The following is a 15,932-nucleotide window of genomic DNA, read 5'->3' on the forward strand; positions in this document are numbered from 1 at the left end:
GCCTTATCTGATGTGATCTCTTATGTCCAATCCTACCGCGCGCCCTAAAAAACCTGAGCCTACAAAAACTACGCCCTACGCCAATATCATTACGCCAGCGCAGGTCGACTGGCAGAGCGATGATAAAGGTAATCAGGTACCCGTATCAGGTGAATTTGGCGACGTTTATTACTCGCAGACTAATGGCTTAGCGGAATCTCGCTACGTGTTTTTGGAAGGCAATCATTTAGCTGAGCGTTTGGCTCGCTTAACGGCTTATCAGACCTTTAGCGTTGCTGAATTGGGTTTTGGTACGGGGCTTAACGTCTTAGCGCTCTGGCACTTATGGCGTGAGCTTCGAGCAAAGCATGCGCATTTAAGTACCGCGCGCTTGCATATTATCACCACTGAAAAGCATCCTATACCTTTAACAGATTTGACTCAGATACTAGGCATCTGGTGTCAGCGTGCGCCTGAGCTGCGACCGATGGTGGCTGAATTATTGACAGCTTATCCTATTCTTATCGCAGGCTGTCATCGACTGAACTTTGCAGCTGATAATCTAACGCTCGATATCTGGTTAGGGGATGCCGCCGATAGCTTAGCTAAACTTGCGACTGATAACTCTGATTTTCAATCTACTCAAAAAAGGGCGCAGATCGATGCTTGGTTTTTAGATGGTTTTGCCCCTTCTTGTAACGAGTCGTTGTGGGCGGAGTCAATATTTGTACAGATTGAACGCTTATCATCTATCGGCACGACCGCTGCGACTTATAGCTGCGCGGGTGTGGTTAAGCGCGGCTTGCAAAGTAGCGGGTTTGAGCTCAAAAAACTAAAAGGCTTTGGTCCAAAAAACGAGATGCTAACTGCTGAGATTAAAGAAAACATTGATCTACCTCAGTCTGATGACGCCTTTGTTGAAAAAATACTTGTCAAAGAAAACCCTAAACCCAATCATACACTCATCATCGGTGCTGGTATTGCAGGTTTGATGAGCGCATGGTCGTTGGCTAATCGCGGTATAAAAGTCACAGTAGTGGACAAAACCGCACCTTTAGCAGGTGCTTCTGGTAATCCGCGCGCCCTACTCGCCCCCAAAATGACCCCTATTCATCATGCCGCTGAGCACTTGCATACGATAGGCTATCTATATAGTAGTCGCTTGTATCATCAATTAAATGTAGCTGCTAGAACACTAAATGCGCCGCTCATAATAGAGCCAACAGGCGCGCTTGATCTATTATTAAAAGCGAATATTGATAGTGGCCAAATCTCAAACTATCCTAATGACATGGCAACAACTTTGGCAGATAGTGATGCAAAGGCAGTGACTGGTTTGCGTGAGCAAGATTTATGTGAAAATCTCTATTTACCACAATCGGGACTAGTTAATCCGCAAGCATTGAAGGCAGTTATACTAGCGCATCCGCTAATTACCTTTAAACCGTTTGAAGTCGTAAAAATAGAGGAAGAGGCGGACTGTATTAGGGTTAGCGGTCATACCAATAACGAAAAAATCGCTGATCTGATAACGATTCAAGCAGATAATGTAGTGATATGCGCCGCTTATGAGAGTCATTATTTGGATCAACGCATTTTTGATTGCCGAAAAATACGCGGACAACTGTCTTGGTTTACGCCAACGACTGAGCAGCTTGCGCAATTACCAAAACTACCGCTTAAATACGGCGGCTATTGCGCTTTGTTTAATGCTCAAGCTGATGACACTAAGTCAAATCAGACTTCAGAGAATGATGTAAAGTTCCTACTTGGCGCAAGTTTTGTGCGTAATGACATTGCCACTGATATTCGTCTTAATGAGCATCAGGTCAGCCGTGATAAATTAATCAAAGCCATACCTGAGCTTGACGCTATTATTCCGACCGATACTCAACTTTGGCAGGCCCGCGCAGGTGTACGCACCCAAACCCCTGACTATCATCCTATCGTAGGACGACTAGCACAGAGCACGCGACTATGGGTATTAAGTGCGATGGGTGCAAAGGGTTATGCTTATGCACCGATATGCGCCCAAGCACTAGCGGCGATGATGTTAGGAGAATTTGCGCCACTATCAGAGGCAATGCTTGAGAGGGTATCGCCCGATCGAAAGAGATTAAAAACGCCTTTGAATGAGTCATAAGGACACACTATGCCCTACCAACAAACCACTTTAACCCTACCCGCTTATGCGCGTGGCATTCATATCATTACTCCGCATATCGAACAGGCTATTAATGAGCTGATTACTGACAAAGCGGAAGTAGGCTTGGTTCATCTATTCTTGCAACACACCTCAGCGAGTCTCGCTATCAATGAAAACGCAGACGCCGATGTCAGATTAGACACCGAGGACTGGCTAAATAAAATAGCGCCTGCTGATCAGCCCGAATACCGACATACTTTAGAGGGGTCGGATGATTTACCCGCGCATTTCAAGAGTATGATGTTTGGGGTCAGTTTGACGATACCGCTAGTCAACGGTAAGCTTGGACTCGGTACTTGGCAAGGTGTTTATTTGTGTGAGCATAGAGATTATGGTGGACAACGCAAAGTTGTGATAACGATAAGTTATTAATCCTCGATAATCTCTACTACTTGATACTACGTTTGCTTTAGCGCCTAAATAAACTTGTTTGGTAAAAGTCCCATCTAAAACTTTACTAATAACCATCATATTAAGTTGGCTGTCTTATGAAAAACTTACTAAAACCTGTTCGCTACGGTTTAATTCCTGTATTAGCTATCAGTATTACACTAACCGCGTGCCAAAAAGAGCCTGAACCCAAAGCACCAGTTAACCTTGATACCCAAAGCACGCCTATTACTAGCGAGGTCAACACTGATCAGCAGCCAGTAGATAACTTAGATGAAACGAATGTAGAGACTGAGCGCGAGATTAATTTGGACGTGCTCGATGATATTGATAAGTTGAACCAAGAGGTAAGCTCGCAAGAAGTCGCTCTAAACCCAGAACAGGCTATAAAGGGTACGCAAATTACTGATGTTCAGTATCGCAGCAATGCAGGCGAGAGTCTTTCTGTTGTTTTTGAAACGTCGGCAAGCGGTGTGCTAAACGCTATCGTTACCCAACCCAACCGACCAAAGATGACGTTGAGCGCGCCTGAAGGGCAAGGCAACAACCCGATTTATCGCTCACAAGATGGTAGTATAGAGCTTATTAGTCATGGCGGCGGTAGTAGTATAGATTTGCTGCGAGATGGTGAGGTGACAAGCTATGATGCTACTAGTGCTGAGGCAGAAGTCGTTGCTGAGTCATAACTCAATTGAACAGGCCAATTAGCAGTCTCATAGCAGTCCATAATCCGAGTACGACAAAAGCAATAACGAGCATACCCAAGATATCGGGAATATGTAAATAAAGCCATGCGACTATAGGATTGCGCCAAATACGGTTTTGTTGCTGCTTATCCTCTAAGCTTTGGTGCAAAAAAGGTCTATCGATATGCATCGTATCCTTGATGCCGTATTCATCCTGAATATGCTGATGGACGATGCCAAGCGTCTTGCGGCTTGGGCGCAAAAACACATCTATTACAGTCCCTACACCTGGAATGATACCGACGACCATGTCAGCGAGCGCCATCTGCACCGCGGGCGTCATTTTGCGCGCAGGAACGCCTAATTGACGACCCAATACAAACGCATAGCTGGTGAGCGCAAGTCCTGCCAAATCGCCTGCTATCGGAATCGTTGAGAGCGCCGCATCTGCCCCTAACCCTTGTTTTGTGAACGGTATGCGTACTAGCGAGTCCATAGTATTGGCAAATTTTGCTAGTTTACGCTCAGTATCGATCACTTGCTCGCGCGTCAGTCCTTGCTCAGCCAATCTTAACTGACATTCGGTTTGCACCTCATTTAGCGGCGGTTTTTTGCTGGTGAAGCGTTTTAGAGAGCTCGGTAATTTAGCCATTAAAGGTAGTCCATATACAAGATAAGGCAACTAAGGCAAAGACGTAGCGTCCGACCCAAATATTGGCCAAAAAGGCTTGAAAGCAAGCAGCAGGCTTGCGAGTAGCGCAGACGCTGTTTTGCTTTGTGAACATCATCGCCACTAAAGCCAAACCAAATATCGGAACAATACTCAAACTGGTCGCTATAAAATAATGCCAAAGCACCACGCCCATTATAAGCAAAAATAGTACTTGTAGTACCGAGATAATAACAATGTCAAAACGTCCAAATAGTATCGCCGTTGATTTTACCCCAATCTTTAAATCCTCTTCACGATCTGCCATCGCGTATTGAGTGTCGTAAGCCACCGTCCAACATATATAGGCGATAAACAACAACCAGCACCAGATATCAGGCGTGCCTTGTACCGCCACATAAGCCATCGGTATCGCCCAGCCAAAAGCTGCTGCCAAAAACACTTGTGGCAAATGGGTAAAGCGCTTCATAAACGGATAAATAAACGCTAAAACCACTGCACCTATTGACCAGTAAAATACGCTGATAGGTAGTAAAAATAGCAAGCTGGCACTGAGCAGTACTAAGACGACAAATGCGGCTATTGCCTCCCGTCCAGACAATCGACCATCAGCGAGCGGACGACCTTTAGTACGCGCCACATGACCATCAACTTTGCGATCGGCAAAATCATTGATAGCACAGCCTGCGGCGCGCATCAAAATTGCGCCCAACGCGAAGAGCACAAATACCTTTAAACTTGGTAGACCTGCAACTGCCCCTCGCTGTTGCGCTTGACCCATCGCCGCGAGCATCACCGCCCATAGCGTTGGCCATAGTAGTAGCTCAATACCAACAGGCTTATCAAAGCGCGTCAATTGCATATAAGCATAAAACTTGTCTTTAAAGCTCAAAGTAGCAGGGTAATTGCTCATAACTTTGCGGTCTCTATAGCTGTTGCCATAATTTATTGGCATCAATGAGCGTCAGTTCAGGATACTTTTTGCGAAGGGCTTTTATCGAAGCGACTTTATTGGTGTTCGCGGCTTGCTGACGTAGATATAGTAACTGCTCTTTTGGATCGCTCAATTCTCTGAGTCGCGCTTCAAGTCGCAAAATCCGCGTTCGCAGTATGATATTGACTAACAACAATGCTGCACCTGCCGCCCAGATTACTATCGTTAGCATCCTATGCTCCTAAACTTAATACTTATTGTTCATTACTGATTGTTAATTACTAATGAAAAGATTTACCAAAATATCCATCAAAGCGCACCGCGTCGTTTTGCCAGCTCTCATCGGCTTGTCGCTCTGCAAACAAGGGGGCAAGTTGCGGACGCTTAACGATGACGCGGCCGCCCTGCTCGTTGTGTCTACTAATAAAATCCTCAGCACGTTGTAAAAGCTGCTGTTCCTCATGCAAGGTTGGCGGCTTAGCTAATTTATGGAGCGCTTGCATCTGCTTACCAACTTTTGCACCCTTACCCGTTTTGCTATCTTGATAGCTGTGCTCTGGAAACATCGGATCTAAGTACACTACATCGACGCCTTGATGATCTATTTCTCTTTTATCAAACACCCCAGCATGTCGGCTATTGTTATTAGCAAAAAAACTCAGCGCATCGGTATTGATAATGTGCAAACGTGACATCAGTTTTTGCCAATTCAACTCTACGCTCATGCGTCGCTGTTCTACTAATAATAATAACGCCATCACAGGATGCTGCTCAAGCATAATTACTCGTGCGCCTGTGCTTGCTAGTATCAGACTGTCATGACCAAAACCTGCGGTGGCATCAATCACTATACTATTCGCTGTAATTTTAGCCGCTTGCAAGAGTAGTTCTGATTTGCGACCTGCGCTGACCACACGCCGTTGTAATTTGTCCCACTCTGGCGCCACGCTCAAGCTATCACTGAGTAATGATAATTTATCCTTGTCATCCAATAATAGAACAGGACCATCGTGCAAAGCGCTCAACTGCTGCTTAACCTTTTGATTCACTTTGCCAGTCGTCTGCACAATATTTAGTTGCAATGATAACTGATGCTCATCAATCAGGTTTTGTAGCGCCTGAACTTGCAAGTTCTGCTCATCATCGACGTAATATAAGTGACATCTAAGCGGCGCTGACATGATTCACTCTCGTAGAATAAAGGGTTTGGCAAGACTGTTCTGCAACACGCTATCCTGCGAATTGATAGCCAAAGACCCAAGCGGCGACTAATACCACCACACCTGTGACAATGCGTAGCCATGCAAAAATCTTAAAATCGCGGCGACTGACCCAAGCGACCAGCCAGCGAATACACAGTAGCGCAACGATAAAGGAGACCACCGTTCCTATTCCAAGCACTAACCAATCCTCACTACTGGTTAACACTTCGTGATGCTTGAGCAAATCGAGTAAACCTGCACCTATAATCACAGGAATACCTAAAAAGAATGAAAATTCTGCCGAGGCTTTGCGCGAGACGCCAAGCCACAACGCACCGATAATAGTAGCCCCAGAACGCGACGTGCCCGGTATAAGCGCTAAGCATTGCAATAGCCCAATCTTGAGCGCTGTGCCCAAACGGACGTCTTCGGCCTCATTTGCGATAATGGTCTGCGGACGGTTTTCGACATAAAATATCAATAAGCCACCAATGATGAGCATAATCGCTACAGTAATAGGATTAAACAAGTAGGCTTTTATCTCATCGGCAAAGGTAAAGCCAACAATCATCACAGGAATAGTCGCCACAATAAGGCTGAGCCCCAGCTGCCTTGGGTTGCTCATCGTATCGGACTTACCTGTGATCAAACCCATTAGCGCATGCCATAGCCGTCCCCAATAGTCATAAATCACCGCCAATATAGCGCCTAACTGTACGACGACGACAAACAGATCAACCTTGTCTTTAGTCCAAAACTCCATGACATCAGCAGATAAAATGAGATAGCCCGTACTTGAGATCGGTAAAAATTCAGTGATACCCTCAACGATACCCATGATGATGGCTTGAATGAATAAAATGATATCCACGATATTCTTCCTAAGAGCAGCGCTAAACTAAAACTGTGCTGGTATGGGTTAAGTAAATAAGGAGTAATCTGACTAGGTAGAGCTCAGACAAGGATAAATGATTTTATGTTTTACCTTGCTCTTTAAGCGTTTTCCATGCTTGATTACGCAGATATATTGGTAACGCGTTTGCTGCATCCGTACCGCCTTTAGCCTTAAACTGCGCAATACCTAGTTGTCCGATAGTAGCAGCATTAGGGTTAAGACTTTGATAGATGACTTGCTCGTTATGCAAACTCAAAAGTTCTGCGCCATTACCAGCGATAGCAATATTTAGCTCAGTTTGGCTGTCATAATCTAGAAGTTGCTCAGTGTCCTCGTTTTGCTCATCAAAGACGGGCTGCATGATACCGTCAACTAGAGAATACTGTCCAAAATAGACCTGCTGCATTCGTGCATCAAGAGCGCTATAGACTTGTGCTAAGCCATTTTCTTGATAGGCACTCTGAGCAATCGCTTGTAAGCTCGAGACGCCAACGCAAGGCAAATCATGCGCTACAGACAGCGCTTGCACAACGGCGGTATTGATACGAATACCACTAAATGCACCGGGGCCACGATTGAATAGAAGCGCTTGGATATCGGCAAGTTTGAGCTGAGTCTCGGTCAGGGCAGCATCTATCATCGGTAGTATTTGCTGCGTTTGCATGCGTTTGCCTGATTCGGTTTGGCTAAACAGGACAGCGCCACCACTATCCAAAATCGCAATTGAGCATTGATCAAATACGGTATCCATCGCTAAAAACATCTGAACCTCAACTGGTAGTAACTTGCGTAATAAACTTACATGAGCAAAATAGCGCTTATGATAACATTTAGTATTAATGTTATTTACAATTTTGTTCTATCGCATTTTTTCTATTTCCAGCTTCTTTAGAAGTTACACTCGCAAAAAGCCCCAAAACTAACGTGAGTTTGGGGCTTATCATGATAATTCTTAGTTAAAGAACTAAAAGCGCTTTTTAAACCCTTTCGGTGCTTGGTTTTGCATCTCATCCATCTGCTTTTTGAGATCCTCAGCGCTTGGCATATTATTCGGATCCAGTCCCATTTGCTTCGCTAGCTGCGCCTGATTAACGTCTTTCATATCGCCGCCTTGCCCTTTCGCATTGCCCCCACCACCGAATAAAGGCCCGCCACCGCCGCCACCTGCGCCGCCGCCACCCATCAAACCTTGCATAGATTTCATCATTTTGCTGATGCCCTCAGGCTTGGAGATCATTTTCATCATCTTTGCCATCTGCTTGTGCTGCTTGAGCAGACGATTGATATCTTGAATCTCTTTTCCTGAGCCTGCCGCGATACGGCGTTTACGACTTGGGTTAATCTTGTCAGGGTTTTTACGCTCAAATGGGGTCATCGAATTGATCAAGGCCTCCATTTCACGTACCTTTTCTTCGGGCTTGGCATCTTCAACCGCTTTTTGCATGTCTGAGCCACCCATACCGGGCATTTTATCTAAGAAGCCTGCCATACCGCCCATGCTTTTCATTTGCTGAAACTGAGTCAAAAGGTCTTCGAGGTCAAAGTCGCCGCCTTTTTGCATCTTTTTCGCCATTTTTTCGGCTTTATCACGGTCGATCTTTTGCTCAACTTCTTCGACGAGACTTAGGACATCACCCATACCAAGGATACGCTGGGCAATACGTTCAGGATGAAATAGTTCAAGCGCGTCTAACTGCTCGCCGCGACCCAAGAACTTAATCGGCTTACCCGTAATGGCACGTACTGATAATGCCGCGCCGCCGCGAGCATCACCGTCAGTCTTGGTTAAGATAACGCCTGTCAGAGGTAGTGCATCATTAAAGGCTTTGGCAGTATTGGCGGCATCTTGACCCGTCATGGCATCGACGACAAACAGCGTCTCAGAAGGATTGACCGCCGCAGTAAGCGCCTTAATCTCATCCATCATCATCTCATCAATAGCGAGACGACCGGCGGTATCGATGATCAGGATATCTTGATATTGAATCTTGGCCTCTTCGATAGCGCGGCGAGCGATATCAATAGGGTTTTCATCCGTCGTTGAATTAACGAACTTTGCATTGACCTGCCCGGCAACTTGCTCAAGCTGCTTGATCGCGGCTGGGCGATAGACATCCGCTGAGACTAACATGACCTTTTTCTTTTGGCGCTCTTGTAGGTATTTAGCCAGTTTACCCGCCGTCGTGGTTTTACCCGCACCTTGCAAGCCAGCTAATAGATAGACGACTGGTGGCTTACCCGTCATCTCAAGCGCTTGATTGGCGCTGCCCATCATCTCAGTCAACTCATCATGGACGATCTTAACAAAGGCTTGCCCAGGCGCTAACTCTTTGAGTACTTCTGCGCCGAGCGCTTGCTCTTTGACGCGTTTGACAAAATCACGAGCGACCGGTAGCGCAACATCTGCTTCTAATAGCGCCATACGCACTTCACGTAACGTATCTTTGATATTATCTTCGGTAAGCTGTCCTGTACCTGCGATATTGCGTAGGCTCGACGATAATCGTTCGGTTAAGGTATCAAACATATATAATTCTCAATTGGTAGTTAATTGTTATTTAGTATTGATTAGTATTCAATTTTTATCTAACTAAGCACTCAGTGCTGTTGTCATGATGAGACTCAAAAAGTCAGTCATATAATGAAGATGATTCTCAATTCGCTTTCATTTTATGATAAATTAAACCATTATTCTAATCATATCATTTTAGCGCTTACTTGGCAGTGATTCTATTTTACGCTATGTTTTTTAGAGCATTGATACGATCATAGCAGTCTGTCACGGCGCTAGGTTTAGACTTTGTTTAAATAGCGAATATTTTGTCATAAAACTGCTATTGATACTTACGAGGCACCATCTGTGTTACTTGCGTTTTTGATAGCTAGCATGGCTTATCTTGTGGTCAGTATATATATCGGCTGGTCACTCACGACCAATGAGCCTATACATAAAAGTGTTACTCTAGGCTTACTACTCATCGGTATGCTGGCGCATATGCTGCTGTTATACCCTGATATCGTCACTTTATATGGCTTAAATTTTAATCTGTTTAATACCATAAGTTTGATCGCTCTATTATTCTTACTCTTCTATACGCTGTTTTCTCTGTATCGACCTATCGTTAGCCTCGGAATTTTAGCCGCGCCTATCGCCTTTATTGGTGTTACAGTTGGCTACTTTGGACGTGCACCCTATCGTCCCTTGACAGATATCGGTATCGGACTAGAAGCACATATTATACTCTCCTTTGCCGCTTACTGCGTGCTGTTCATGGCAGCGGTGCAAGCGCTATTCTTAAGATTACAAAATCGTGAGCTTAAGCATCAGACTATTCATCGCTTTTGGGTCAACAAGTTGCCCTCACTACAAACGATGGAAAGCCTGTTGTTCGATATGATTTTGGTGGGCTTTGTACTGCTGAGTCTCGCGCTTGGCATAGGTTTTATCTATGTCGAGGATCTTATGGTGCAGCATATCGCCCACAAGACTGTTTTTAGCGTACTGTCTTGGTTATTATTTGGCGGGCTACTCATTGGACACTGGCGCGCAGGTTGGCGCGGCAGACGCGCGGCAAATATTACGATATCGGCCTTTGTTTTATTAGCGATAGGTTTTGTAGGTAGCAAGTTTGTACTAGAGTTGGTGTTATAGATCAAAATCAGCGTGTGGCGATTTTTTTATACTGAGCATCATGCAATACTTGTCATTCAAACTTAGTTAAACACCACCGTCTTATTGCCTGTAACGATGATACGGTTCTGTACATGCCAGTTGACCGCGCGCGCCAGCACGTTGCGCTCGACATCGCGGCCAATCGCCCGCAACTCTTTGACGCCTTGTTTATGTGTAACGCGGTGCACATCTTGCTCAATGATTGGCCCTTGATCCAATTCTGCCGTCACATAATGCGCGGTTGCGCCAATCAGCTTGACCCCTTTATCAAAGGCTTGCCTATAAGGGTCTGCGCCGACAAATGCTGGCAAGAACGAATGATGAATATTGATAACTTGCATCGGCCAGCGTTCGATAAAGTCTGATGATAATATTTGCATGTAACGCGCCAATACTAAAAGATCATTACCCGCCATCAACTCATGAATCTGCGTTTCGGCATCGCTCTTACTGTCTTTGGTCACCGGCACGTGATGAAAAGGAATACCAAAGTTCTCCACCGCTTGGCGCAAATCCTGATGATTGCTGACAACAGACGTAATCTGACAATCGAGCAAGCCGCGCTGATGCCGCCACAATAGATCCAAGAGCGCATGATCAAACTTGGAGACCAAAATACCCACTCGGGTCTTAATCGCATTGTCATGCAAACGCCATATCATCTCATAGCGCTTGGCAACAGTATGAGCAAAACTTGCCTCAAAGTTATCGATAATCTCACTCAATCCTGCTAAAGCAAACTCCAAACGCATAAAGTACTGTCCGCCTTCATGCGCGGTTGAATACTGATCAAGCGCAATGATATTACCGCTGTAACGATGAATAAACTCTGATACTGCTTGAACGATACCCGCTTGATCGCGGCATTTAATAAGTAGGGTTGCGGTGTCTGACATAAGGTGTCCAATTCAAAGGTTAAAGCTATTAGTGAGTTAAGATTATTTGAGGTATAGCAGGTCGACTATCTTAGTTTGTTTTCAATGTTTTGATGGTTAAAACTCTGTACTCAATAAAAAACCCCCAGTGTTAGCTGAGGGTTTCGTTTTAAAAAACAATATTATCTATCGTTACTACAAGTACTAAAGTCTATTCCAAATGGACTATTGAAGTTTGGACGCAGTGGTGGGTTACTATTGATATCAATATCATCTATTAACGCTGGGAAATCTATTACCCGAGCTTGTTGCGACTCACTACCATCGACACTAGTATTGACAGTAATTTTTGCTTTGTACCATCTAGCGTACTCTTTAAAATAACGTACTGAAAAGTCAACTTTACCAGTATCATCAGTTACAAAATTAAAGTTCTGACCAGAGCCAACTATTTGTCCATCATCGTCAATGACAGTTGTTATATTAACAGGGTCTAATTTTCCATTGTCATTAAAGTCTTCGCCAGCATCTAGAATTCCATTATTATTCTCATCTTCATTTTCGCAAGTGATTTCGTTCCGACCCCAAACTTTTTCACCTTGCAAATTAAAATCGACAAAGTAATAGCCCTTATCATAGCTTTGAGGTATCAAATTGATAGTTACTGTCTGATTAACGGCAGGCTTACCAGTACTATTTAACACACTTATTGAACCCTTGCGAAAGTAGTACACATTACGAGAGTCTACTGAGACTTTATCAGCAAAAGCAAAACTAATGAACGTTGATTTAGTCTGAACCGTGATTGCTGCATCTTTTATTAAAGATTCTCTTTGACTCTCATCTACATCTTGTTCTGTACCATTTGGCAGTCTAATAGACTGAACTCGGGCTTCTATTTCTACACCATCAGTGCTGGTTGGATTCTGCCCTGCATTGTAAGTAACGGTTGCTAGACCATTATTATTCGTATAACCAAAGCCTTGACTGAGACTCCCGCCAGAGGCATCTCTAACAGTGGTAAATTGTACAATAGCGTTCTTAACTGGAGCATCGTCTTTATCCAATACTCTAGCAATGACAGAGGTAGCGCCTCCCGTACTTAGCACTGCACGCTCAATCTGCAATATCAATTTACTAGGCTCGATAGAGACATAATTCACCACCTCCTCTTTGCTATCACTGCCGTAGTCTGCTCTTACCGTTGCCGTACCAGGGACGTTTGATTCTGTATAGAAAACTAGCTGTCTATTGGTAACGGGCAATAAACGACGAGAGCTACCTTGCGCATCTGACTCATCAGGAGTTGCAAATATTTTACCTTTATTCGTTGAAACCGCTACATTATCTCCATTAACCGCATTCGGCACACTAAGCACAATTTTCTGCTTGGTACCAACTATGATGTCATCAACCAATGAGAAGCCAATGTTAGAGCTACTTACTAAAGCTACTGTCTGAATATCAGGGATACGTTGTACGCTATTGGTACCACGTACTTCAACACTAAATATATACTGATTATCGACCGCTGTGATACTAGAAGCATTTAGGTCAAAAACAAATCTACCCTCGGCATTAGTTCTTCCAACACCAGCTTCTATACCATTGCTATACAAGATTACATCAGCATTTGCCACTGAATTTGTGGCACCGTCTAAAATTCTTCCAGACACTCTGAAGTTATCCCCAGCTGAGACAGAACCCTTGGATGCTGTGACATCAGTAGCACGTGTTCCTGAGACTATAATTGGTAAGCTTTGCTCAACAATGCTGTTTTTGTTATCGTTGACGACGACAGTCAATAGACTTTCATGATTAAGTTGCGCGTCTATACCAGTTTTCGTTTGAACCAAATTGACCTCAACCAAACCTTCATCGTTCGTTATCTGTCTAGAAGGACTATCCAAGGACAATCCGTATAAAGCTGCATCCGTGATACTGATAATCACAGGAACCCCTTCGACGATACCGCCTTGTTTATCTGTGACTCTAATACTGACCTGTGTTTCATCTTCACCTGTAAGTAGCTGGGTTTTATCAGAGGCGATAAAAACATCATACACATCTTGTTTTTGAAGCTCTGAGCTGTTGTTTGAACCCAATAGTGTGATAGATTGTGATGCATTACCAACACTAGCTTCTACAGTTAAACCATCGCTTAAGAGATAATTTTTTTGAGCTGTAGTCAGTGCATTGGTAACCACTAATCTAACGACTGCTTTGCCATTTTCATCAGTGACAATACTAGACTGAGAATCGCTAAACACACCTGTTAAGTTAGGATTAGTTATTTTAAAAGTGACAGGTTGCTCAGCTAAATTGCCGTTGTTTTCATCTAACACTAAAGCAGTTACTTCAACAGAAGATCCTTTGACAATATTGATACCGCTATAGTTCGATGATAGATATATCTCACTCGCTTGCGTACTAACATCTTCTGATCCAGGATTACCAGTATTTGGATTATTTGGCGTTACTTGAATTAAACCCGTATCAGGCTTAGGTGCGATAGAATCTACAGTATCACCATCTCCACCGCCGCCACATCCAGCCAAAGCAAGTGCTATGGTCAATGCTGTACATTGAAAAAGCTTAGAGGAATTGGTCAGTGAAGAGTAGGACATTTTTGACTCCATATTAGAGGTAACTCGTTGTTTACAACATATAATAGCTGTTACACAGAACGAAGAAAGTGGTGAAAGTACATATATTTACAACCAGCGTACTAGTATTAATATTTTGTATGAGTTTTATAACAGTAACTTTACTGACTTTTATATTAACTTACAACTGTTAATTAATTCTTATCCCAAAATAATCAATCACATAAGCTTGCGATTTTAGAGTATAATATGCCCCGTATACCGTAATTGATATGACAAAATAATTTGAGTATCTGCTCATTTTGTGGTATAAATGTCGGCTTTAAAATTTCTGAATTGATCGCTCTGTTATTTGCCTTTATGTAATAGAGATATCAGCTCAACCTTCATATAGATTCGTTTGGTACAAAACGACGACTGCTGTGTCCATGCCGCAAAAACGTCAACATGTCCAGACTGGTATGGGTATCCCTCATACCTCACAGATTAGGAGTTCCCCATGGCTAGAGTTTGCCAAGTGACCGGAAAGCGCCCTATGGTGGGTAATAATGTTTCGCATGCAAACAACAAAACCCGTCGTCGCTTTTTACCAAACCTTCATAACCATCGTTTTTGGGTAGAATCTGAAAACCGTTTTGTTCGTTTACGGGTATCGACCAAAGGTATGCGTACTATCGACAAACTAGGTATTGATAAAGTATTAGCAGACATGCGCGCACAAGGCCAAAAAGTTTAAGTTTGACTTAAAATTAGGCCAAGTGCTCTGCCACCATTTAAAGGACCGTTGTCATGAGAGATAAAATCAAGTTGGTATCCACTGCTGGTACTGGATATTACTACACCACGACCAAGAACAAACGTACTATGCCTGGCAAAATGGAAATCAAAAAGTTTGATCCAAAGATTCGCCAGCACGTTATTTTTAAAGAAGCAAAAATTAAATAATTATCATTAACTACCGATGATTATTTATACAAAAAAAGGGTTTATCATTCAATGATAAGCCCTTTTTTTATGACTGGAGTGTCATAACTATTAACTATAATGCGTCGGTTCTTTGTCATAGACATGCGCGTGCCACTGGCTCATCTGTTTTTGCATGATGACCTGAATAGCTGCGTGTATCATATGCTGACCGATTGCTTGGGTATCACTCCCCAGTAGCTCTTTAAGCTTTTCTGAGAAATCTATAGTCATTAGCGGCGCTTCTTCTTTTTCAGTATCACGCAATAATAGTTTGCCGTTATCGCCCTCTACTAGCTCCAAAGTCGTCTCTTTGGCAAAGCTATTAAATTGCTCACTACTGTCATGCTCTACTTCTATATCGTTATCTATATCATATGGCATCTATTGGTATCCTTATTGTTTCCTCATGCGATAGTATTAATACAACGTTTTGATAGGCCGAGGAAAATCTATTATAGTCATACAATGGACGCTTAGGTAACCGATTTCAAGAGGGGTCACACAAGTCTTATAAACCAGTAATACTTTAACGCCAGTAGCGCAGTTTAGCCAAAGTGAATAAAAACGCGACAAACATCCCTAAGTAATAAGCCAGTTTTAGCTCAAAAGTAGGATCTCGGAACTTAAAAGGTAGAGCAACCGTTGCTGTCGCGGTTGGTAATATAATAAGCATTAATAGCCAACTCTCAAGCACGCCAAGCCAACTTTGCACCCCTTCACCATGACTCAATGCGGATAGTCCCAATAACAAACAAGCGATAATCAGGGCAATAAACAAACCCTTAGGCAGGTCTTTGGGAAAGATAATATCGGTGATTTTAGTATTCTGTTTTTGCATGCAAGCATCCAG

The 15,932-nt window shown here is 43.5% G+C and carries 17 protein-coding genes; 6 read left to right on the forward strand and 11 right to left on the reverse strand.

Annotated features, from left to right (window positions below):
* The first annotated feature begins 22 nt into the window (after positions 1 to 22).
* From mnmD to ACR64G_RS09470, 3 genes are all read left to right on the forward strand, one after another.
* Entirely contained in the window at positions 23 to 2,122 is a 2,100-nt protein-coding gene (gene mnmD, locus ACR64G_RS09460; RefSeq protein WP_435979047.1) for a tRNA (5-methylaminomethyl-2-thiouridine)(34)-methyltransferase MnmD, read from the forward strand.
* Positions 2,123 to 2,131: 9 nt separating this feature from the next.
* On the forward strand, positions 2,132 to 2,557 hold the full coding sequence (locus tag ACR64G_RS09465) for a secondary thiamine-phosphate synthase enzyme YjbQ (protein ID WP_435979048.1): 426 nt from the start codon (positions 2,132 to 2,134) through the stop codon (positions 2,555 to 2,557).
* 116 nt (positions 2,558 to 2,673) lie between these two features.
* A complete protein-coding gene (locus ACR64G_RS09470) occupies positions 2,674 to 3,261 on the forward strand; it encodes a hypothetical protein (RefSeq protein ID WP_435979049.1) in 588 nt (195 codons plus the stop codon).
* Position 3,262: 1 nt separating this feature from the next.
* Here the strand turns inward: ACR64G_RS09470 and ACR64G_RS09475 are convergent, their stop codons facing one another.
* The 7 genes from ACR64G_RS09475 to ffh all read right to left on the reverse strand — a co-directional run bounded on the left by ACR64G_RS09475 (position 3,263) and on the right by ffh (position 9,489).
* Positions 3,263 to 3,913: a DUF4112 domain-containing protein gene (locus ACR64G_RS09475; protein WP_435979050.1), complete on the reverse strand. Its 651-nt coding sequence runs from the start codon at positions 3,911 to 3,913 to the stop codon at positions 3,263 to 3,265.
* Positions 3,906 to 4,844 (reverse strand): 4-hydroxybenzoate octaprenyltransferase, encoded by a 939-nt coding sequence (ubiA, locus tag ACR64G_RS09480; RefSeq protein WP_435979051.1) that lies wholly within the window; start codon positions 4,842 to 4,844, stop codon positions 3,906 to 3,908. The genes ACR64G_RS09475 and ubiA overlap by 8 nt, the downstream gene beginning before the upstream one ends.
* A gap of 13 nt (positions 4,845 to 4,857) precedes the next feature.
* The gene (locus ACR64G_RS09485; protein WP_435979052.1) at positions 4,858 to 5,097 is read right to left on the reverse strand and encodes a hypothetical protein; all 240 of its coding nucleotides are present in this window, start codon (positions 5,095 to 5,097) and stop codon (positions 4,858 to 4,860) included.
* A gap of 49 nt (positions 5,098 to 5,146) precedes the next feature.
* The gene (locus ACR64G_RS09490) at positions 5,147 to 6,046 is read right to left on the reverse strand and encodes a class I SAM-dependent methyltransferase (protein ID WP_435979053.1); all 900 of its coding nucleotides are present in this window, start codon (positions 6,044 to 6,046) and stop codon (positions 5,147 to 5,149) included.
* Between the two features lie 49 nt (positions 6,047 to 6,095).
* Positions 6,096 to 6,938: an undecaprenyl-diphosphate phosphatase gene (locus ACR64G_RS09495; RefSeq protein ID WP_435979054.1), complete on the reverse strand. Its 843-nt coding sequence runs from the start codon at positions 6,936 to 6,938 to the stop codon at positions 6,096 to 6,098.
* 103 nt (positions 6,939 to 7,041) lie between these two features.
* Positions 7,042 to 7,725, reverse strand: coding sequence for a tRNA (adenosine(37)-N6)-threonylcarbamoyltransferase complex dimerization subunit type 1 TsaB (gene tsaB, locus ACR64G_RS09500; protein WP_435979055.1), 684 nt, complete (start codon positions 7,723 to 7,725; stop codon positions 7,042 to 7,044).
* A gap of 201 nt (positions 7,726 to 7,926) precedes the next feature.
* Positions 7,927 to 9,489: a signal recognition particle protein gene (ffh, locus tag ACR64G_RS09505; RefSeq protein WP_435979056.1), complete on the reverse strand. Its 1,563-nt coding sequence runs from the start codon at positions 9,487 to 9,489 to the stop codon at positions 7,927 to 7,929.
* Between the two features lie 333 nt (positions 9,490 to 9,822).
* On the opposite strand from ffh, the gene ACR64G_RS09510 reads away from it, so the two are divergent.
* Positions 9,823 to 10,614: a cytochrome C assembly family protein gene (locus ACR64G_RS09510; RefSeq protein ID WP_435979057.1), complete on the forward strand. Its 792-nt coding sequence runs from the start codon at positions 9,823 to 9,825 to the stop codon at positions 10,612 to 10,614.
* A gap of 62 nt (positions 10,615 to 10,676) precedes the next feature.
* Here the strand turns inward: ACR64G_RS09510 and purU are convergent, their stop codons facing one another.
* Positions 10,677 to 11,543 (reverse strand): formyltetrahydrofolate deformylase, encoded by an 867-nt coding sequence (gene purU, locus ACR64G_RS09515; RefSeq protein ID WP_435980703.1) that lies wholly within the window; start codon positions 11,541 to 11,543, stop codon positions 10,677 to 10,679.
* Positions 11,544 to 11,692: 149 nt separating this feature from the next.
* A complete protein-coding gene (locus ACR64G_RS09520; RefSeq protein WP_435979058.1) occupies positions 11,693 to 14,137 on the reverse strand; it encodes a hypothetical protein in 2,445 nt (814 codons plus the stop codon).
* A 478-nt stretch (positions 14,138 to 14,615) separates the two neighbouring features.
* Here ACR64G_RS09520 and rpmB point away from each other — a divergent pair, with 478 nt between their 5' ends.
* Together rpmB and rpmG are read left to right on the forward strand one after the other, a co-directional pair.
* Positions 14,616 to 14,852, forward strand: coding sequence for a 50S ribosomal protein L28 (rpmB, locus tag ACR64G_RS09525; protein WP_435979059.1), 237 nt, complete (start codon positions 14,616 to 14,618; stop codon positions 14,850 to 14,852).
* A 53-nt stretch (positions 14,853 to 14,905) separates the two neighbouring features.
* Complete coding sequence (rpmG, locus tag ACR64G_RS09530; RefSeq protein ID WP_068037488.1) at positions 14,906 to 15,061, forward strand: 50S ribosomal protein L33; 156 nt, start codon at positions 14,906 to 14,908, stop codon at positions 15,059 to 15,061.
* A gap of 90 nt (positions 15,062 to 15,151) precedes the next feature.
* Here the strand turns inward: rpmG and ACR64G_RS09535 are convergent, their stop codons facing one another.
* Both ACR64G_RS09535 and ACR64G_RS09540 read right to left on the reverse strand, forming a co-directional pair.
* Positions 15,152 to 15,463, reverse strand: a complete 312-nt coding sequence (locus tag ACR64G_RS09535) for a hypothetical protein (RefSeq protein ID WP_435979060.1) — start codon at positions 15,461 to 15,463, stop codon at positions 15,152 to 15,154.
* 145 nt (positions 15,464 to 15,608) lie between these two features.
* On the reverse strand, positions 15,609 to 15,920 hold the full coding sequence (locus tag ACR64G_RS09540; protein WP_435979061.1) for a hypothetical protein: 312 nt from the start codon (positions 15,918 to 15,920) through the stop codon (positions 15,609 to 15,611).
* Positions 15,921 to 15,932: the final 12 nt, after the last annotated feature.

Source organism: Psychrobacter sp. DM4 (assembly GCF_051307035.1).
In the GTDB taxonomy this organism is placed as follows: Bacteria; Pseudomonadota; Gammaproteobacteria; order Pseudomonadales; family Moraxellaceae; genus Psychrobacter.